This window comes from Bacteroidales bacterium (assembly GCA_021648725.1).
GTDB lineage: Bacteria > Bacteroidota > Bacteroidia > Bacteroidales > JAADGE01 > JAADGE01.
The window spans coordinates 1-20,171 of record JAKISF010000025.1 but is presented as its reverse complement, the minus strand read 5'-3'; the positions used below and the strand labels follow the sequence as shown (position 1 = coordinate 20,171).

General features: G+C 32.1%; 18 protein-coding genes. 4 read left to right on the top strand and 14 right to left on the bottom strand.

All coding sequences use genetic code 11. The annotated features are described in order from the left end of the window. Positions 1-9: 9 nt before the first annotated feature. The 6 genes from L3J35_09845 to dnaK all read right to left on the bottom strand — a co-directional run bounded on the left by L3J35_09845 (position 10) and on the right by dnaK (position 6,286). Complete coding sequence (locus L3J35_09845) at positions 10-492, bottom strand: hypothetical protein (protein MCF6366488.1); 483 nt, start codon at positions 490-492, stop codon at positions 10-12. Between the two features lie 80 nt (positions 493-572). Further along, on the bottom strand, positions 573-1,481 hold the full coding sequence (gene miaA, locus L3J35_09840) for a tRNA (adenosine(37)-N6)-dimethylallyltransferase MiaA (protein MCF6366487.1): 909 nt from the start codon (positions 1,479-1,481) through the stop codon (positions 573-575). A gap of 6 nt (positions 1,482-1,487) precedes the next feature. Then, on the bottom strand, positions 1,488-2,534 hold the full coding sequence (locus tag L3J35_09835; GenBank protein MCF6366486.1) for a potassium channel protein: 1,047 nt from the start codon (positions 2,532-2,534) through the stop codon (positions 1,488-1,490). Further along, positions 2,527-3,813, bottom strand: coding sequence for a DUF2851 family protein (locus tag L3J35_09830; GenBank protein ID MCF6366485.1), 1,287 nt, complete (start codon positions 3,811-3,813; stop codon positions 2,527-2,529). Before L3J35_09830 ends, L3J35_09835 begins: the two co-directional genes overlap by 8 nt. Positions 3,814-3,859: 46 nt before the next feature. After that, entirely contained in the window at positions 3,860-4,237 is a 378-nt protein-coding gene (locus L3J35_09825) for a hypothetical protein (GenBank protein ID MCF6366484.1), read from the bottom strand. 117 nt (positions 4,238-4,354) lie between these two features. Continuing rightward, on the bottom strand, positions 4,355-6,286 hold the full coding sequence (gene dnaK / locus L3J35_09820) for a molecular chaperone DnaK (GenBank protein ID MCF6366483.1): 1,932 nt from the start codon (positions 6,284-6,286) through the stop codon (positions 4,355-4,357). Between the two features lie 244 nt (positions 6,287-6,530). Between dnaK and L3J35_09815 the strand changes: the two genes are divergently transcribed. Then, complete coding sequence (locus L3J35_09815; protein MCF6366482.1) at positions 6,531-6,953, top strand: hypothetical protein; 423 nt, start codon at positions 6,531-6,533, stop codon at positions 6,951-6,953. A 118-nt stretch (positions 6,954-7,071) separates the two neighbouring features. Beyond that, positions 7,072-8,466, top strand: coding sequence for an MFS transporter (locus L3J35_09810; protein MCF6366481.1), 1,395 nt, complete (start codon positions 7,072-7,074; stop codon positions 8,464-8,466). Between the two features lie 63 nt (positions 8,467-8,529). Here the strand turns inward: L3J35_09810 and arcC are convergent, their stop codons facing one another. The 8 genes from arcC to L3J35_09770 form a co-directional block, all read right to left on the bottom strand. Next, positions 8,530-9,489 carry a carbamate kinase gene (arcC, locus tag L3J35_09805; GenBank protein MCF6366480.1) on the bottom strand — a complete coding sequence of 320 codons (960 nt, stop codon included), beginning with the start codon at positions 9,487-9,489 and terminating at the stop codon, positions 8,530-8,532. An 11-nt stretch (positions 9,490-9,500) separates the two neighbouring features. Next, positions 9,501-10,127: a rhomboid family intramembrane serine protease gene (locus L3J35_09800; GenBank protein MCF6366479.1), complete on the bottom strand. Its 627-nt coding sequence runs from the start codon at positions 10,125-10,127 to the stop codon at positions 9,501-9,503. Between the two features lie 57 nt (positions 10,128-10,184). Next, entirely contained in the window at positions 10,185-11,183 is a 999-nt protein-coding gene (gene holA, locus L3J35_09795; GenBank protein ID MCF6366478.1) for a DNA polymerase III subunit delta, read from the bottom strand. A 70-nt stretch (positions 11,184-11,253) separates the two neighbouring features. Continuing rightward, positions 11,254-11,718 (bottom strand): hypothetical protein, encoded by a 465-nt coding sequence (locus tag L3J35_09790; GenBank protein ID MCF6366477.1) that lies wholly within the window; start codon positions 11,716-11,718, stop codon positions 11,254-11,256. Between the two features lie 18 nt (positions 11,719-11,736). After that, positions 11,737-12,306, bottom strand: a complete 570-nt coding sequence (locus tag L3J35_09785; protein MCF6366476.1) for a hypothetical protein — start codon at positions 12,304-12,306, stop codon at positions 11,737-11,739. Between the two features lie 32 nt (positions 12,307-12,338). Beyond that, positions 12,339-12,887 carry an RNA polymerase sigma factor gene (locus L3J35_09780; protein ID MCF6366475.1) on the bottom strand — a complete coding sequence of 183 codons (549 nt, stop codon included), beginning with the start codon at positions 12,885-12,887 and terminating at the stop codon, positions 12,339-12,341. A 238-nt stretch (positions 12,888-13,125) separates the two neighbouring features. Further along, a complete protein-coding gene (locus L3J35_09775; GenBank protein ID MCF6366474.1) occupies positions 13,126-13,809 on the bottom strand; it encodes a hypothetical protein in 684 nt (227 codons plus the stop codon). A 57-nt stretch (positions 13,810-13,866) separates the two neighbouring features. Further along, positions 13,867-16,392: a bifunctional aconitate hydratase 2/2-methylisocitrate dehydratase gene (locus tag L3J35_09770; protein ID MCF6366473.1), complete on the bottom strand. Its 2,526-nt coding sequence runs from the start codon at positions 16,390-16,392 to the stop codon at positions 13,867-13,869. A 143-nt stretch (positions 16,393-16,535) separates the two neighbouring features. On the opposite strand from L3J35_09770, the gene L3J35_09765 reads away from it, so the two are divergent. Together L3J35_09765 and L3J35_09760 are read left to right on the top strand one after the other, a co-directional pair. Then, on the top strand, positions 16,536-17,609 hold the full coding sequence (locus L3J35_09765; protein ID MCF6366472.1) for a TIGR03032 family protein: 1,074 nt from the start codon (positions 16,536-16,538) through the stop codon (positions 17,607-17,609). A 27-nt stretch (positions 17,610-17,636) separates the two neighbouring features. Then, positions 17,637-19,928, top strand: coding sequence for a T9SS type A sorting domain-containing protein (locus L3J35_09760; protein MCF6366471.1), 2,292 nt, complete (start codon positions 17,637-17,639; stop codon positions 19,926-19,928). The last annotated feature ends 243 nt before the right edge of the window (positions 19,929-20,171 follow it).

The following is a 20,171-nucleotide window of genomic DNA, read 5'->3' as shown; positions in this document are numbered from 1 at the left end:
TTTATTTTTTTAAGGATATTGAAGCGGTTCTAATTTTGTAAATTCTTTGATTTCTTTATATTTTCGTTTTCCGTTATAAGTGTATGAGAGCAGTGCTTTGCCTTTATATTTATAAGGAAGTTCATGTTTTTCAATAAGTTTCTTTTCTTTAAGTTGCTCGTCCTTATTAATATCATGGAATTTCGGACTAAAAGCATCATTTATTCTGATTGTAATAGTATCTCCTTTTCCAAAAAGATTATTTCTTATTTTTTTTCCTTTTTGAAAGGTTGAGATTTCAAAATACTTATCTCCTATCCAAGCTTGGTCGAAAATAAGAACAGTTGAGTTTACTTTCGGAACAATATTTATTTCGTAGTGAGTTCCGTATCCGGAATTTCTTGTTCCGCCTGACCACTCTTGAGAAGTTGTTTCAACAATCTCAAACTTATCAAAACAAAGGCTGCCGGAAAAAGACAGAGAAGCAAGAATAATTATTGATAATAGTTTCATGATTTTTATGTTTTGTGTTAAAAAGACAAAATTATCCTTTTTTATTAAAGGTTATGTATTTTTGAAACAATATATTCAATTTAGTTTGCAATTCTTTCATTAACAAATGAAATTATTTTTTCTTTTTCATCGGGATGAAACCAAGAAATCTCATTATCTCGCTTAAACCAAGTTATTTGCCTTTTTGCATATCTTCTTGTGTTTCTTTTAATTAATCTTATTGCTTCTTTTAAATCATGCTCTCCGTTGAAATATGCAAATAGTTCTTTGTAACCTACTGTGTTTAAAGAGTTAAGTTTTTTATATTTATAAAATTGTTTTGCTTCTTTAACAAGACCTTGTTCAAGCATAATATCTACTCTTTTATTTATTCTTTCGTAAAGTTCTTCTCTGTTTCTTTGCAAGCCTATTTTTATGATATTAAAATCTCTATTTTTCTTTTTATTTTTCAGAAATGATGTGTATGTTTTTCCTGTTTGAATACATATTTCAAGAGCTTTCATTATTCGTTGCGGATTATTTAAATCAACAAATTTATAATGCTCGGGGTCGAATTTTTTTAAATCAAATCTGAGGCTTTCAATTCCTTCTGTTTCGTATTGTTTAATAACTTGTCTTCTTATTTCTGTTTCAATATCAGGCTGAATGTCAATGCCTTTGCAGACGGCATCAATATACATGCCTGAACCTCCTGCCAAAATTGCAGTATTTTTTGTTTTGAAAATATTATCTAAAACTTTAAGAACTTCAAGCTCATAAATTCCCGCACTGTAATAATCATGAATTGATTTATTGCCGATCATATAGTGTTTAGCTTTGGCTAAATCATTTTTTGCCGGTGCTGCAGTTCCTATTTTAAGTTCTTTATAAATTTGTCGGGAATCGGAAGAAATAATAACAGTATTCAGCATTAGGGCTAATTCAATGCTTAAATTTGTTTTTCCGATACCGGTTGATCCTAATATGACAATTAAGGTTTTATTCAATATACTATATTATATTGTGTCATCAAAATAATGTCCGCTTTCAAGGAGGTCTTTAAGTTTTTGAATTTGCCCTACTGTTCCTAAAACAAATAATTTATCTTCTTTTTTAAGTTTAATACTCCCGTTGGGGTTAAACATATATTCTCCGTTTTCTAATTTTAGTCCTATAATATTTGAGCCTGTTTTTTTTCTGATATCAAGATCTGAAATTGTGCTGTCAACAAAACATGATGCTAAATCATCACATGAAATTTCTTCAAGATTAACATCAACACCTTCTCGCAACATAATCATCTCTAAAAATTCAATTATATCGGGTTCAACAACAAGTTTTGCCATTCTTGAACCTCCTACAATATCGGGCATAATTACATTGTTAGCCCCGGCACGTTTTAATTTAGAATAAGAGTGTTCGTCAGATGCTCTTGAAATTATTGTCATTCGTGTATTTATATCTCTTGCTGTAAGTATAATTAATAAATTTTCGGCATCATTAGGTAAAGTTGTAATTAATGCTTTTGCATTTTTTAAATTTGCTTTCAATAAGCTTTCTTCATGCGATGCATCACCCCGAATAAAAGTGAAGTTTTTATTTTTTACGATTTCTTCATTAATTGTTTCGTGAATTATATCAGCATTATTGTCGATAATTACAACTTTTTCATTAATTCGAAGCAAATCGATTGTTGCTTGTCTTCCGTTACGACCGAAGCCGCAAATTATGATATGATTTTTCAAATTTTCAATTTTTTTATTTCTTAAATATATATTTACTAACTTTTTATAGTCGCCGTCAATAAAAATCCTGGTTACCGAAGTTAAAAAATATCCGAAAAACCCCAATCCGGTAATTATCAATATTACAATAAAAATCATTCCGTTTTGAGAAAGAGGCTTGACAACTTCAAAACCGACAGTTGAAATTGCCATTATTGTTGTATATACGGCTTCTATTAGTGAATAGTTTTCAATATACATAAATCCGATTGTACCGCCGATAAAAACAGTAAGTAATGAAACAGATGCTATGTATATGTTGCGGAATTCTTTAAACATTTATAAACTTATTTCCTATTCTGCAGTTTAAACACTTTCTTTTTGAGCAGTATTCATTATAAAGTTGAATATAAGATTGCGAAAAATAAGCATTTTTGATGTCTAAACCTATTGATGCCCATTTTTTTGTAATATTGTTTTTTTCGGGCTTTATTTTTTCAAGAAAATTTATTGCTCTGTCTTTAACCTTCTCATTTGCTTTTTCTTTTCCGTAAAGAAACATAATAGGTATAACGGTATTGATGAGAATATTTTCAGTTGCAATTTTCCCGAATGTTTTGATTCTTTTTTTTGACTCTTTACCGAAAGTATAATGTGTACTCCAGTAGCCACTTGCCTCAACATCAAATAATTGCATAACCGAATTGATATTGTTACTCTCTAAAACTTTTGAAAAGAGGTGTGAAGATTTATGAATTAATGCTGCAAATTGTGAAATTCGGATTGTCGGGAAATTGTCGGGCCTTATTCTTAGGAACTTCCACAAATGAGGTTCAACGGGTTTGAGATTGTACTTATTTTTCAGGTGTTTATATTCTTTTTTCAAAGATATGAAATAATTGTCTTTTATTTCCGGAGCACTTAACATTCCTGCTTGACCGAAAAGCAAAGCCTCTATTTGAAAAAGATTGTTCTTATTTTTTGCAAGAATTATTGACGGCAATGATTTAGCAAGAAGTTCAAAGGGATCGGCATTTACTTTGAACCCGAAAGCTTTTGCAAGGCTGATGTAGAATGTTTCTTCCCAATTGTTATTTGTAAAACTCAAAATATTTTTAATATATTCTGTTTTTTGTTCAATTCTTTCAATAAGAATATTTGTAAGCCATGAATTAAGAGTAAAACTGTCGATTTTGTTAATAAATTTATTGCAAGCAATATTGTTTTCGGATCTTAAAAGTTTATCGTAGTTATTAATATATTTATTGTCAAATTTCAGCTCACAAGTTAAAATTTTCTCACCCTTTGTATTATGAACTTCTGTATCATTTTTATTTACGAGATGTAAAATAACATTATCATAGGCTTTGTCTTGTTGATGTTTATGTGCTTCCCAAAAAGATGACTTAGTATGAATTTCGACATTTCCTGCCCAAATTGTTTCTCCGATTTTAATTTTTGCATTAAAAAAATCAGGTCCGGCATCGAAATTATGAGTACCTGTTTCTATTACTTCAATTTTGTTTCCTTCGTTGTCGATAAGGTATTTATCTGTAAAGAGTTTATTTTTCCAGATATAATGCAGGAAATCTTCATTAAAATGTATTTTTTTTTGCATATCGGTAAAAAAATTAATATGCTAAAATAGCATTTTTAAGAAATAATTAAAAACTGTTTAACCAATTTATCGCAGCTTCTTTTGTTGAGAAAATATTGAAATAATAATTGTCTCTTCTGCTGAGGTCTTTATATAAGTGTCCGAAAGCAGTTTCTTTAGGACTTGAAACTACCAAAGCATGACATATTAAGTCTCTTTTTAATAAGGGCAAATTATTTACTTTAACAATTTTATGGATTTCTTCCGGTTTAATATTTTCCGGAAGTTTACCCAAAGATGCATCTGTCATAATTTTTAGTATATTCGGCAAGTTTTTATATTCGGCTATTGAAATAATGTATTTTTTTATTTCATCAATTGTTACTTCGTCCGATATTATTGTTTCAAGTATACTAGACTTTGAGTTAAAAGTAGATTTAATCATAAAAATATATAACTCAACAATGATATAGTTTTTTTATTAAATAATGAAATTTTACATCAATTTATTTATTTAATAAAAAAAGCCGACAAATGCCGGCTTTTAATCTACCTCACCCTGCTACTTTACCTCTTCATAGTCAACGTCTTGAACGTCATCGTCTGATTTTTTATCATCATCTTCTTGTTGATTAGCATTTGGATTATTAATGTCTGCATCTTGGAAGTTTGCACCTTGTTCTCCGCTTTGTGCTCCTTGATTATACATTTCTTGAGATGCTGCTTGAAATACAGTATTTAACTCATTCATTGCTTTGTCAATTGCATCTAAGTCTTCTGATTTGTGTGCTTCTTTTAATTTGCTTAAAGCATCTTCAATAGGTGCTTTTTTATCGGCAGGAAGCTTGTCGCCAAACTCTTTTAGTTGTTTCTCGGTTTGGAAAATTAATCCGTCTGCTTGATTTATTTTATCAATTTTTTCTTTTGCTTTTTTATCGGCTTCGGCATTTGCTTCTGCCTCATCTTTCATTTTTTTAATTTCTTCGTCTGATAAACCTGATGAAGCTTCAATTCTGACATTTTGTTCTTTGCCGGTTGCTTTATCTTTTGCCGAAACGTTAAGAATACCGTTTGCATCAATATCAAAAGTAACTTCAATTTGAGGTATGCCTCTCGGTGCAGGCGGTAATCCGTCGAGATGAAATCGTCCGATTGTTTTATTGTCTGTTGCCATTGCTCTTTCGCCTTGTAAAATATGAATTTCTACAGAGGGTTGGTTATCAACAGCTGTTGTAAATGTTTGTGATTTTTTTGTCGGAATAGTTGTGTTTGACTCAATTACTTTTGTCATTATTTTACCCATTGTTTCAATTCCCATCGAAAGAGGTGTAACATCAAGCAATAAAACATCTTTAACTTCACCGGTTAATACACCACCTTGAATAGCAGCACCTACGGCAACAACTTCATCGGGGTTTACACCTTTTGAAGGTGTTTTTCCGAAGAAATCTTCAACAATTTTTTGAATTGCAGGTATTCTGGTTGAACCGCCTACAAGAATTACTTCATCAATATCAGAATTTTTGAGCCCTGCATCTTTCATTGCAAGTTTGCAAGGTGCAATAACATTTTGTATTAATTTGTCGGCAATTTGTTCAAACTTTGCTCTTGACAACGAACGAACTAAATGTTTCGGTATTCCGTCAACCGGCATAATATACGGTAAATTAATTTCCGTACTTGTTGAACTTGACAATTCAATTTTTGCTTTTTCGGCTGCTTCTTTTAACCTTTGAAGAGCCATAGGGTCTTTTCGTAAGTCGATATTTTCATCTTTGATAAACTCATCTGCTAACCAATCTATAATAACTTGGTCAAAATCATCACCGCCAAGATGTGTATCTCCGTTTGTTGATTTTACTTCGAATACACCATCGCCGAGTTCAAGAATAGAGATATCAAAAGTTCCGCCTCCAAGATCAAATACGGCAATTGTTTGGTCTTTTTCTTTTTTATCAAGTCCGTATGCCAATGCTGCTGCAGTAGGTTCGTTAATAATTCTTTTAACATTTAAACCGGCTATTTCTCCTGCCTCTTTAGTTGCTTGTCTTTGTGAATCACTAAAATAAGCCGGAACAGTAATTACGGCATCTGAAACTTCTTGCCCTAAATAATCTTCTGCAGTTTTTTTCATTTTTTGAAGAATCATTGCAGAAATTTCTTGCGGTGTATATAATCTGTCATCAATTTTAACACGCGGTGTATTATTTTCTCCTTTTACTACTTTATAGGGTACACGTTTAACTTCTTTCTGAACTTTGTCAAAAGTTTCTCCCATAAATCGTTTAATAGACGATATTGTTTTTTCAGGATTTGTAATTGCCTGCCTTTTAGCAGGATCTCCGATTTTTCGTTCTCCGCCGTCAACAAATGCAACAATTGAAGGAGTTGTTCTTTTTCCTTCGCTGTTTGGTATAACAACCGGTTCGTTTCCTTCCATAACAGAAACACATGAATTTGTTGTTCCTAAATCTATACCTATTATTTTTCCCATTATATATTGTAATTTATTTAATTAGTATTCCTTTTTTTCAAGAATGAAGTATCAATCTTTGTGCCGATGTTTAACTTTATTTATTTTCGGAAAAAAAGGCATATAACAAAAGGAAAGGAGTGAAATATCGACAAAAAAACAGACAAAAAGGCAGAAACAAATGGTTTCAGATAAGTCTTATGCAACTAAATTTACATTTTGCAAGTCTGTTAAGTAACCTCAACCTTATAAAATACAAATCGCTATGAGATATTTCACTTGGAAAAAAATATATGAAACAGGCATATCAAAAATTGATGCACAACACAAGAAATTATTCTCCCTTGTAAACAGTTTTTACAGTGAACTGTTTTCGGATTCTTTTACTCCGGACAGCAAAACGATATATTGCATATTGAAAAAATTGAACTGTTATTATAAATACCATTATAATTATGAGCGGGCTGTTTATTCCGAAGAAATTATTTTAAAATATTTTGACAAAGAGAATTTACTTGCGGAAAAAATTAATAATCTTATTTGCACAAAAAAAGACGCGGACATTATTGCTTTTTACGGTTTTGCCGAATATTTAAGAAAATGGCTTGTAAGACATGTTTTAATATTAAACAATAAATTTTTTAAAGAGGATATAAATAAAAAAGCTTATAAAATTTCGTGTAATTAAATTTTTAATTTTCCACAACAGATTGAAATACATCTTAAAGTATTCCGAATAATTTTTCATTTTCTTTTCTCAACAATTAAATCTACTTTTGCGAGCTAATTGTTTAAACAAAACAGACATGAGCAGGCTCGGAAAAGTGATTAAGAAATTTCCTGAAATATTTTGGGTTTCAAATTTCATGGAGTTATTCGAGCGTTTTGCTTGGTACGGCTTTTATAATGCATTAGCTATATATTTAACAAAATCGTTAGGCTTTACTCCGGCAGAGCAAGGAATTATAATGGGAACGGGATCTATGCTGTTGTATTTTTTACCGACAATAACCGGTGCTATTGCTGATAATATAGGCTATAAAAAAGTTTTGATTATTTCGTTCGGGATGTATATTTCCGGATTTTTTATGATGGCTTATTTTGAGTCTTTTTCAGCTATTTTTATTTCCTTTATCTATGTTGCTGTTGCCGGTGCTTTGTTTAAGCCTATCATATCCGGAACCATCGCAAAAGTAACGGATGATGAAACATCGTCAATCGGATTCGGAATATTTTATATGATGATTAACATCGGAGGATGGCTCGGACCTCTTATTGCCGGAATTTTAATGGATATTGAATGGAACTATGTTTTTGCACTTTCAATGGGTGTTATGGCAATAAATTATGTAATTGTTTTTATTTTTTATAAAGAACCTGTAGTTAAAGGTGAAAAAAAATCATTAGGAAAAAATATTGCACAGGCATTTAAGAATATAGGAATAGCACTGTCTGACTATAAATATCTTATTTTCCTGATTTTAATGATTGGTTACTGGACTGCATTTAATCAACTTTATTATACATTCCCGGTCTTTTTAGATCAGTGGGCAGATTTATCCGGCTTTGGTTTTGAAATGAACTCCGTAACAATGACAAGTTTTGACGCTTTTTTTATTATCTTGTTTCAGCTTATAATTTCTACCGTTGTTATGCGATTTAAACCGATTAATTCTATAATATCAGGTTTAGTTGTTGTAAGTATCGGCGTTGGTTTAATGTTTTCAACCCAAAACGGGTGGTTTTTGTTATTTGCAATACTCGTTTTTGCAATAGGAGAAATGGCAAGTTCTCCGAAATATACTGAGTATGTGGGTAAAATTGCTCCGAAAGATAAAGTTGCACTTTATATGGGAACATCATTTTTGCCGATTGCTGTTGCACATCAATTAGCAGGCATTTTATCCGGAAGTGTTTACGGAAAGTTAGCAGATAAGGTATTTTTAATAAAACAAGAAGTTGAAAGCCGAGGGCTAAGTATTCCTGAAATAAGCGGTAATTTTACTCAAAAGGATTATTATGCAAAAGCAGAACAACTGCTCGGAATGAACCAACAAGATTTAACGCAATTTCTTTGGGACACTTATGACCCGACAAAAGTAATGTATATTTTTGCCGGAATAGGTATCATTACTGCTGTTTTGTTATTATTGTATGATAAATTGATACTGAAAAGTAAAAATAATAACCCAAAGAGATAAAACAAAAGACCTGACATTATAAATAATGTCAGGTCTTTTTAGAATTTATAGTATTTTTTTAGACTAATCTTCGTATTCCAAAGTAATTTTTGTTCCGTAAGATTTGTCTGTCAATTTTGTAGCCTCAGTAATAACACTTTTTTTACCCCCGTTTTCAATAAAATTTAAGCAGGCTTGTATTTTTGGTGCCATATTTCCTTCTCCGAATTTTCCTTCTTTCATATATTTTTCAGCATCAGCTTTATTTAAAAAATCTAATTTCTTTTCGTTATGTTGTCTGAAGTCCAGATAAACATAAGAAACATCTGTTAAAATATAATATTCGTCGGCATTAATTTTTGATGCCAAAACTGCAGTTGCCTTATCTTTGTCAATAACGGCTTCTAGTGCTCTTATTTGTCCTTTTTCATCATAATAAACAGGAATACCGCCGCCGCCTGATGCAATTACAATTGCACCGCTTTTTGTGATGCTTTCAATCGTCTTTATATTAAAAATATCAATCGGTTCGGGAGATGCAACAACACGTCGCCAAGCATCATCTGCTTTCGGACTTTCTTTAAATTTCCAACCTTTTTCTTTCGACAATTTATCCGCTTGAACTTTCGGGTACATTCTTCCTACTCGTTTTGTGGGATTTTGAAATGCAGAATCATCCTTACTTACAAGCGTCTGTGTCACTAATGTAACGACATCTTTATCAATGCCTTCTTCAATTAAAAGATTTCGCAGCATACGTTCTAACATATATCCGATACCGCCTTGTGAATCAGCAACACAAATATCAAGCGGCATTTGAGGAATGTCATACATTTCTGCACCGGCATCATTTCGCATTAAAATATTTCCTACTTGCGGTCCGTTTCCGTGACTTAAAATAACATCGTGTCCTTCTTTAATGAACGGAATTATGTTTTTTAATGTATCAGTTGTATTTTTTTCTTGTTCTTCAATTGTGCCGATTTGGTCGCCTCTTAGAAGTGCATTTCCGCCGAGAGCGATAACTATTTTTTTCTTTTGCATTTTAATTATAATTAATTAGTTATTTGAAGTATGAAATTTTGAATTAATGCAGGATTTAAAATTATCGGAAAAATTAATCCGAAAACGGAACCTACAAAATGAGCATCGTGTGCAATATTTCCTTTACCTCTTTTGCTCATATAATAGGAATATGCTAAATACAGCAATCCGAAAATATATGCAGGCAACCTAACGGGAATGAATAATATTCCTAAAGGTAAAGTAGGTGCTAATAAAATTGTTGTAAATACAACAGCCGATACAGCACCTGATGCTCCGACTGAATTGTAATAGTGATTATTTTTATGTTTTAATAAGGAAGGGATTGTTGCAACAGGAATTGCAAGTACATACATCAGAACATATAAGAAACGTCCGTATGAATAAGTTGCCGGGAAGAAATCGCTGTTTGAAAAAGTATCTTCAACTAAACCTCCGAAAATCCAAAGAACATACATATTAAAAATTAAATGCATCCATCCGCTGTGAACTAAAGCATGTGAAAATAATCTTGCAAATTCCTTCTTATTCCAAACCAGGTAGGCATTAAACTTTAACTTATTGAAAAGTTCATGATTGCTAAATGCCAAAAAAGAAATAACAGAAGTTATTATTATTAAAAATAAAGTCAAGTACATGCTATAAATATTATGTTTTATTTTTAGGGATGCAAAGCTAAGAAATTACATTAATATTTAATGCAAAATTTTAAAGATAAGTTCTTTTAATAAATCGCCGTGTGTTGTGCTTACGTTTTCGTAACCTTTTGATTTCATATCATATTCTCTTAATATAGAAATTACTGCAACAGTTTTTCTGACATTATACTTGCCGGCAGCTCTGATATAATCTTTTACGAAAAAAGGATGAACACCCAAAACGGAAGCAACATTATTATTGCTTTTATCTTTCAAATAATGAAATGATAAAATTTTTGAGAAATAACCGAATAAACTTATAATAGTCACAACCATCGGGTTATCTTTCGGGTTTGCCGCAAAATGATTAATTATTCTGTTTGCCTTTAATACATCTTTATTTCCTAAGGCATTTTGCAATTCAAAAACGTTAAAATCTTTGCTTATTCCGATATTTTTTTCAATATGTTCGGGTGTAATAGTTGTTCCTTCGGGAAGTGAAATCATTAATTTGTCCAGTTCGTTGGAAATTTTGCTTAAATCTGTTCCGAGAAAATCGGTTAATAATTTGCTTGAAACAGGACTGACCGAATATTTTTTATTCTTCAAATATGAATTTATCCACGAAGCAACTTGATTTTCATAAAGTTTTTTTGATTCAAAAATTACGGCATTCTTTTTTAATGCTTTATAAACTCGTTTTCGTTTATCGAAATTTTTGCTTTTATAGTTTATTACAAGAATTGTAGAATTCAGAGGTTGTTCGGCATAGTATTCAATCTTTTCGATTTGCTTAAGGTTTTGTGCTTCTTTTACAATGATAACTTGGTGATTTGCCATCATCGGAAATCGTTTTGCGGTATTTATTACATCTTCAATTTTAGAATCTTTTCCGTATAAAACAGTTTGGTTGAATGCTTTTTCGGCTTCATCAAGAACGTGTTCGGCAATATAATCGGAAATTTGGTCAATAAAATATGATTCTTCTCCGTAAAGGAAATATATCGGTTTGTATATTTTATTCTTTAAGTCTTTAATTATATCTTCGAACTTCATTCTATATTTTTTTGAAGCGTAAAGATATTAAAAAATATGTTTTGAATAAAGCTAAATTTATTTCAAAAAATTAAGGTCTGTTCATATGACCGCCTCCTCCTTTGTGTTTAATCTTTTTAATTAATTCTCTTTTAAATTCGTGCTCTGCTTTATGAAGTAATATTATTTTCATCGGCGGTAAAACTTTTTTAAACTTATCATTGTATTTTTTACCCAATTCTGCTAATTGAATATCAATATCTACAAAAAAATCTGCTAATTTTGTTAGTTCATCATTACTCATATTAAGCCCGTTATGATGAAAGTTACGCATATTACTTCGTTTTTTTTGAAACAGTGCTTCTTTTTTATCGCTGAATTCTTTATAAATAGGTATAAATTCTTTTTTTTCTTTTTCGGTCAGTTGTAATTCTGTACTGATGAATTCAATTTGCTTTTTTTTAATTTCTTCTCTTTTTTGAAAATGCCCTGCTTGTGCAAAAAATTGTACCGAAAAAAAAGTAAGTAATAATATTGTAAGTATCGAAGTTCTCATGCTTTTATTTTTTTAAATTTACAGACTTGCAAGTATTTCTTCATAATCTTCATCATCAGCATAATCAATTAAATATTCAGATATTGATTCGTCATCAACATCAATTTCATAGTTGTCGAAATTATCTTCCGTAAATGCAATTAATGAGTTTGCATCATTTTCATAAATAATATTTTCTACTTCGGTGTTTAAATCCGTTGTGTCAATATCTTCAAAATTTAATGTGTTGTTTGCAAAAATATCCGGATTGTTTTCAGTAACGGTGTCAATTACATTACTAATTGTTTCGGAATTATCAATATTTGTTAATAAAATTTGCCAAATTCCTACAATAAGAATAATTCCGGCAGCAATTGAAAAGTAAGGTTTTAGTGACTGAATGATTTTTCTTTCCGGTTTCTGTTCATCTTTTATGTTTACTGAAAAACTAAAAAAATAATTTTCAGGAACAGAAAACGGATTTTTATTCCCGAATCTTTTTTTCAATTGTTCTTCCGCAATACGAATTTGCAATTCATCATTGATATTTTTGAAATAATTTTCCGGGGTTTTAAAACCGTTGTTTTGTATGTTGTTTGTTTTTTTCAATTTAATATATGACTGATATTAACTTACATTGTTTAATATTCTTTTAAGAATTCTTCAACTTTTTTTACGGCATGATGGTATGATGCTTTTAAACTGCCTTCGGATGTTTCAAGTATTTTTGCCATTTCTTTATATTTTATTTCGTCGAAATACTTCATGTTAAACACAATTCTTTGTTTTTCGGGCAGTTGCAAAATCGCTTTTTGAAGAAGCATTTGAGCTTCATCTCCGTTAAAATATTCATCACTTTCCAAAGTATTGCTTAAGTAATATTCATAAGTTTCAAAAGATTCTTCGGCTTTTTTCTTATTTTTATTGATAAATGTAATCGATTCGTTTGTTGCAATACGAAAAAGCCAAGTATAAATTTTGGAATTGCCTTTAAAGTTTTCTAAATAACGCCATACTTTAATAAAAGTATTTTGCAAAACATCGTCTGCATCATCATGTACTAAAACAATTTTTCTGATATGCCAATACAGTTGTTCTTTATATTCTTCAACAATTTGATTAAAGGCCGAAGAAAAATCTTTCTCTTTCAGTAAACTTTGTATTCGACTTTCCGTTTTTACAGAATTCATGCTGTTTTCAAATATTGCATTTTTGACTGTCGATATTTAAAATAGTTTAAGGTTACAATCTAATTTTTATGCTTGTGATGTTGTTTTGTAATTTCTAAATATCAGGCAGAAGTTTTATGTGTTATATTTGTTGATAAACGGACAAACTGCTTTCCGACACCCTTAAAATCTGCCTAAAATAACTAATATAATGTTCAAGCAAGTAACTTGGTATAGTCAAATCGTACGACAAAGAAAGCTACTCAATACCTACAAGCTCTGTAACAGATGATAAATTGCCTTTTTTATCATAGTTTTCGACTTTTATATTGCCGATTCCTGTTTTTACCCAAGAAATTGTTTTCATTTTAATTGTAATAAATCCTATTTTACTTACAATATCTTCAGACACTCGTATTGTTTTAAATGTTCCGGCATCTGTTGCAATGTCTTCGTATGCCTCTGCTTCTCTGTTTATTACATCAGTTTTAAAAGTCAAAGTCATTCCAACGTTTATATCAGCTTGAACATAGCCGTCTTTTAGCTCTGTTCCCGGTTTTAAATTTGACGGATACCCTATGTTGTCAGAAGTAATTTCAATAAGGGATTCGTCATAATTACTTAACTGTTCCTCGTTCAGGTAACTTCCCATATCTATATAAAAAACATTTCCTTTGCAATAAAAGAATAATGTGTCTTGATTAATAAGTTCTTTCTTATCATCATAATTTATATGTAAAATTTCAAATTTTGTTCCGCCGTCTTCATTTTTCTTTGAAAGTAATTCTTGCGAATAATAACTTTGCACTTTTCCTTTTTTATTGCTTGTTTTATATGTGTATTTTACACCTTTTTCTGTAGGAACATAGGCTTCACAGTTTTGAGCAAAAAGTCCTGCAGAAATAAACATTATTACCGATACAATTAGAAGTTTGTTTTTCATGATTTTGAATTTAAAATTTATAAAAAATAGTTGAATGTTTTCTTACCTTTCTTTTACCTATACATATTCTTCGTCAAATTGCAAATATTTATAAATATTACTTTCTTCCGGTTTAACGTATTTATTGTAATATTCAAAATACTCTTCGGGTGTAGGAATTCTGTTTAAAACAGAAACAATTGCCGCCATTTCGGCAGAGCCTAAATAAACTTGTGCACCTTTTCCCATTCTGTTATTAAAATTTCTTGTTGAAGTTGAAAATACAACAGCATTGTCAGGTACTCTCAACTGATTTCCCATACACATTGAACATCCGGGAATTTCAATTCTTGCACCCATTTTTGCAAATTTTGAAAACTCACCTTCTGATTTCAATTTTTCACTGTCCATTTTTGTAGGAGGTACAATGTAGGTTCTTATTTCGGTATTTCTTTCAAAACCGTCCCAAATTTTTGATGCTGCACGGAAATGACCGATATTTGTCATACATGAACCGATGAAAACATCATTAACTTTTGTATTTTGAACTTCCGAAATGTATTTAACATCATCGGGGTCGTTAGGGCAGGCAACAATAGGTTCTTTAATTTCTGCTAAATCAATTTCAATTACTGCTGCATACTCTGCATTTTTATCTCTTTTTAAAAGTTGCGGATTTTTCAACCAATCTTTCATTGCGTCAATACGTTTTTGAATAGTTGTTGCGTATCCGTATCCGTCTTTCAACATTTTTTCAAGAAGTGCAACATTTGATTTTAAATAAGTTGCTACCGACTTCTCTGATAATTTATAAGTTGCTGCGGCAGCACTTCTTTCAGCGGCAGCATCTGTTAATTCAAATGCTTGTTCAGCGGTAATATCCGGCATTCCTTCCATTTCTAAAATCCTGCCGTTAAAAATATTTTTTTTGCCTTCCTTCTCAACAGTCATTAAACCTTTTTCAATTGCCCAAAGCGGAATTGCGTTTACCATATCACGCAAAGTGATACCCGGCTTTGCTTTTCCTTTGAATTTTACCAGAACAGATTCAGGCATATCAAGAGGCATTGAGCCGAGTGCTCCGGCAAATGCAACAAGTCCCGAACCTGCCGGGAATGAAATTCCCAAAGGAAATCTTGTATGCGAATCTCCGCCTGTTCCTACCGTATCGGGAAGCAACATTCTGTTAAGCCATGAATGAATTACACCGTCGCCTGGATATAAAGAAACACCTTCTCTTTCCATAATGAATTTCGGTAACATTTGGTGCATTTTTGTATCTGTTTCCTTCGGGTAAGCTGCTGTATGACAGAATGATTGCATAAATAAGTCTGATTGAAATTTTAAACATGCAAGTTCCGTAATTTCATCTGCCGTCATTGGCCCTGTTGTATCTTGCGAACCTACGGTTGTCATTTTCGGTTCAACCGCCATGCCGGGAAGAACACCTTCCGTACCGCAAGCTTTTCCGACCATTTTTTGTGCTAATGTATATGCTTGATTAGGTTTAGGAACAGGGTTCTGAGGCTTTTCAAAAACGTCTGTTTCATCCAATCCCAGAAACTCTCTTGCATCATTTGTAAGTTTTCTTCCTATAATTAACGGAATACGACCTCCTGCCCTGAATTCGTCTGCAAGTGTATTCGGTTTTAATTCAAATGTTGATAAAAGTTCTCCGCTTTCAGAAGTTATTTTACCGGTTACGGTATTAATATTGATAATATCTCCGTGATTTAATTTTGCAACATCCGCCACAATCGGTAAACCTCCGGAATCTTCAACCGTGTTGAAAAAAATCGGAGCAATAACACTTCCGATAACAACTGCGTCTCTTTTCTTATTCGGAATAAAGGGTATATCTTCTCCCATGTGCCACAAAACGCTGTTAGTTGCTGATTTTCTGGAAGACCCTGTTCCGACAACATCTCCGACATAGGCAACTTTGCTTCCTGCTGCTTTCCAATCTGCAATTTCTTTAAGTCCTTCGGGCATTCTTGCTTTAAGCATTGAAAGTGAGTGCAAAGGAATATCTGAACGACTCCAAGCATCGCTTGCAGGTGAAAGGTCATCAGTATTTGTTTCGCCCTCAACCATAAAAACTTTAACTTTTAAATTTTCGGGAACAGGTGTTTTTGCAGTAAACCAATCTGCGTTTGCCCATGATTCAATAACCTTTTTTGCATATTTATTTGTTTTTGATAATTCGGAAATCGTATTAAACGCTTCATAAATAAAAATTGTTTGTGATAAAGATTTAACGGCATCATTCGCAAGTTCTTCGTTGTTTAGTATATCAATAAGCGGAGCAACATTATAGCCTCCGAGCATTGTACCTAATATTTCAACAGCTTTTTTCGGAGAAACGAGAGGAGATTTCTTTTCTTTCTTAATTATTTTATGCAGAAATTTTGCTTTTACCATTGCCGCAGGGTCAACCCCGGGAAATATTCTTTGGGTAAATAAATTTATTAAAAACTCTTCTTTTCCGGCAAGCGGATTCTCAAGCAGTTTGCATAAATCTTCTGTTTGTTCTGAATTTAGGGGAAGAGCAGGAATTCCCATTGCATTTCTTTCTGCTTCGTGTTTTAAATATTTTTCTGTCATTATAGTGGATTATTTTGTTCAAAAGTTTTACAAAAGTAATAAATTTAAAGCAAAATTCAAGTCACTAATGCAAGCTTTTCTTTTATAAATTAAGATTCTGATTTTATTATATTATATTTGTTATAAATATCAAAAAGAAAAAAATGAACGACACAAAAAAACCGTTACCTCCCTTTACCTCAAGATACAGTCCTGAAGTTCCGGAAATACTATATAATTTGCAATGCACCATAGCATTAAGCACTTATCAGGCAGGAAAAGTTGTTTTACTTAGTGCCCCCACACCCGATAAAATTATCTTGCTTGCGAGAACTTTTGAAGGTGCAATGGGAATTGCAACCCAAGGGAATAAAATGGCGATTGCTTGTAAATCTAATTTGCATATTTTGGCAAACACACCTTCAATGGCAAAAACATATCCGCCTAAACCGAATGTGTATGATGCATTATATATGCCGAGAGCAACTTTTCATACAGGGCAATTATCTTTACATGATTTAAATTGGAACAATAATGATTTACTTGCCGTGAACACTCTTTTTTCATCAATTGTAAAGATAAATGATAATTACAGTTTTGAGCCCGTTTGGAAACCTAAGTTTATATCTCAACTTGCTCCGGAAGACCGTTGCCATTTAAACGGAACAGCAACAGAAGATAAAAAAATAAAATACGTTTCGGCATTAGGTAAAACTGATACTCCCGGAGGATGGAGAGAAAATAAACTTACCGGCGGCATTATTATAGATGTTGAATCTAATGAAATTATATCAGAAAATCTTGCAATGCCTCATTCTCCGAGAATATACAACGGGGATTTATACGCCTTACAATCTGCCGCAGGCGAATTAATAGAGATTGATAAAAAAACAGGAAAGTTTGAAACCGTTACAAAATTTGATTATTTCCTAAGAGGAATGGATAAAATCGGTGATTATTTGTTCATAGGACATTCAAAATTAAGACATACAACTTCGGCATTCAAAGATTTGCCGATAGCAAAAAAATCTCAAAAAGCCGGAGTTATAATAGTGCATTTGCCGAGCGGTGCAATTGTGGGAAATATTATGTACGAAAACAGTGTAGATGAAATTTATGACGTTAAAATATTACCGAATACGGTAAGGCCAAATATAATAAATCAGGATCATCAATCAGTAAGTATTGCAATAACAACACCTGACGAGAGCTATTGGGCAATACCCGATAAGAAATAACTTTTTCTAATTTAAAATTTAAGTACCATGAACACAATTACTTTAAGAGAGTTTCGGGAAACCGGAGTGAAGTACAAAAAACTTCGCAAACGTCTTGATAAAAGAATCAAAAGCGGTTCTTTTTATCAATTGACCAAAAAAAAACAACGAAGCCTTGTTTATCGTGTAAGAAAATTATTCGAAAAACTGTTACGTTTGAAAAATTTGCTTAAGCTGGCAACTGCCGGTGCAACAATGTCTTTAATGTTGACAGCAGGACAGGCAGATGCACAAAATTTCAACAAAAAACTGCCTTTTAAAACTGATTTTAAAACATCTGTCGCAGTAAAAGCATACGAATCAGATATGTTTGTTCAAATGACCGGTACCGATAACCCCTTCGGAGGAACAAACCCGTTCTCAGGAAATATTATTGCAAATGCAGGTTATACAAATTTCATTGATATTGATAATGACGGTGATTTGGATGTTTTTTCAATTTATCAAGATTATAATTCCGGAATTTACACAATAAAATATTTTAAAAACACCGGCGATAATTCAAACGCAATTTTGGAAGAACAATTCGGAACAAACAATCCTTTTGACGGAAAGTTCTTTCAAAACCAACCTTATCTGAGTTTTACCGATATTGATAACGATGGTGACTTTGATGCTTTTATAGGAGACCAAGGTAATAGTGAGACTCTTTATTATGAAAACCTGGGTAATACTTCAAATCCTTATTTTGTCAAAAGAACCGGAGGAAGTAATCCGCTGAACGGTGTTGACCCTCAATATATGGACAGATTAAGTTTTGCCGATATTGATAATGACGGTGATTTGGATGTTTTTATAGGAAAATACAACAATTATCCTTATTTATACAGAAATACCGGAGATGCCCAAAATCCTGCATTTACACAGGAAGATGCTTCAGCTTTTTTTGATGCAACATTCGGCAGCTCACTTGAAAGTATGTTACTGAAAGACCTTGACGGAGACGGCGACTTAGACGGTCTTTTAAACGGAAATCGTTATTTTGAAAATCAGGGAAGCAATACAACTCCTGATTTTGTAGAAATTACCGGAAATTCAAATCCGTTTAACAATATTAACAATTTAAGTTCAAACTTACCCGACCTTATTGATTTGGATACCGACAGCGATTTAGACTTAATTTTCGGCCGGTACAATAAAATAGAATACTACAAAAATACGGGAACATCATCAACCGCAATTTTTGAAAACACTTCCGGCGGAATAGATTCAACATATTACGTATTACCTGATTTCGTTGATATTGACAACGACGGTGATTATGATATGTTCACGGGTGTTTATAATGCTGCTGCCTCTGCATTTAAATTTGCATATTATAAAAACACCGGAACAAATACATCTCCCGCTTTTGAAAAACAAGATTGGGCAGATAATCCCTTAAATGCAGTTTTAAATCCAAGCTCTATACCGACACTAAAATTTGTTGATATTGATAATGACGGTGATGAAGACGTTTTTGTAGGCGGATACGGTAACGGAGATTTAAGATATTTTGAGAATACGGGAACTGCCGACAACCCCGTTTTCACGGAACAAACGGGGGCAGATAATCCTTTGCCGGGTATTTCGAATCCCTTAGATTTTGATTTTGTAGATATTGATAATGACGGTGATTTGGACTTATTTCTCGGAAATTTCGGAAATGTTTTAGACTTTTACAGAAATACCGGAACAGTTTCCGCTCCTGTTTTTACAAGCGAAGCAAGTCCTGTAACTTTGCCCGGTACTTGGTATTATTTGTTTCCGGAATTTGCGGATGTTGATAACGACGGAGATTATGACTTGTTAGCCGGCAGTTATTATTATGGAATGGGTTGGAGAGTTTCATATGCAGAAAATAAAGGAACTGCCGATACACCGGATTTTAAAGTACAATACGGCAACGAAAATCCTTTGAATTTAGCACTGTATATTCCGGGAGTTTCATTAGTTGATATAGATAATGACGGAGATAATGATGCATTCATAGGAACTTCCGGCGGAGAAGTATATTTCTTTAAAAACAAAATTGTTTCCGTAGGAGTTGAAACTGTTGACAAAGGAGATGCATTAAATATTTACCCTAACCCGGGCGATAATGAAATAGCTATAGATTTATCATTATTTGATATTCAGAATGTACAAGTTTCAATATTTGACATAGCCGGAAAAATGGTTTCAGGCTACAGTAAAATAATCAACGGTAAAATAAATATCAGTAAATTAAAAGACGGTATTTATTTTATAAAAGTTTCAGATTTAAAGCATTCAGAAACTGCAAAATTGATTGTTAAATAATTTTATCTTTTTTATACAAACAAAAACCGCAACTATTTGCGGTTTTTGTTTGTAATAATACTTGTATCAAGTTCGAGTTAAAAATTCAATCGTGAGAAAATATATTTAACCCTAATTAGGGCTTGCTGATTTTCTCGGCCTTAAAAACAGCTTATTTCTGATTTTTTTATTTTATCATCACAAAAATACAAGTCAAAAATTTGGATTTGTGTTTTTGTAAAATTTAAAATCGAAAAATATAGC

Coding starts and splice junctions, on each gene's coding strand:
- L3J35_09845 (MCF6366488.1), bottom strand. CDS start 492: ATGAAACTATTATCAATAATTATTCTTGCTTCTCTGTCTTTTTCCGGC.
- L3J35_09835 (MCF6366486.1), bottom strand. CDS start 2,534: ATGTTTAAAGAATTCCGCAACATATACATAGCATCTGTTTCATTACTT.
- L3J35_09830 (MCF6366485.1), bottom strand. CDS start 3,813: ATGCAAAAAAAAATACATTTTAATGAAGATTTCCTGCATTATATCTGG.
- L3J35_09825 (MCF6366484.1), bottom strand. CDS start 4,237: ATGATTAAATCTACTTTTAACTCAAAGTCTAGTATACTTGAAACAATA.
- dnaK (MCF6366483.1), bottom strand. CDS start 6,286: ATGGGAAAAATAATAGGTATAGATTTAGGAACAACAAATTCATGTGTT.
- L3J35_09815 (MCF6366482.1), top strand. CDS start 6,531: ATGAGATATTTCACTTGGAAAAAAATATATGAAACAGGCATATCAAAA.
- L3J35_09810 (MCF6366481.1), top strand. CDS start 7,072: ATGAGCAGGCTCGGAAAAGTGATTAAGAAATTTCCTGAAATATTTTGG.
- arcC (MCF6366480.1), bottom strand. CDS start 9,489: ATGCAAAAGAAAAAAATAGTTATCGCTCTCGGCGGAAATGCACTTCTA.
- L3J35_09800 (MCF6366479.1), bottom strand. CDS start 10,127: ATGTACTTGACTTTATTTTTAATAATAATAACTTCTGTTATTTCTTTT.
- holA (MCF6366478.1), bottom strand. CDS start 11,183: ATGAAGTTCGAAGATATAATTAAAGACTTAAAGAATAAAATATACAAA.
- L3J35_09790 (MCF6366477.1), bottom strand. CDS start 11,718: ATGAGAACTTCGATACTTACAATATTATTACTTACTTTTTTTTCGGTA.
- L3J35_09780 (MCF6366475.1), bottom strand. CDS start 12,887: ATGAATTCTGTAAAAACGGAAAGTCGAATACAAAGTTTACTGAAAGAG.
- L3J35_09775 (MCF6366474.1), bottom strand. CDS start 13,809: ATGAAAAACAAACTTCTAATTGTATCGGTAATAATGTTTATTTCTGCA.
- L3J35_09770 (MCF6366473.1), bottom strand. CDS start 16,392: ATGACAGAAAAATATTTAAAACACGAAGCAGAAAGAAATGCAATGGGA.
- L3J35_09765 (MCF6366472.1), top strand. CDS start 16,536: ATGAACGACACAAAAAAACCGTTACCTCCCTTTACCTCAAGATACAGT.
- L3J35_09760 (MCF6366471.1), top strand. CDS start 17,637: ATGAACACAATTACTTTAAGAGAGTTTCGGGAAACCGGAGTGAAGTAC.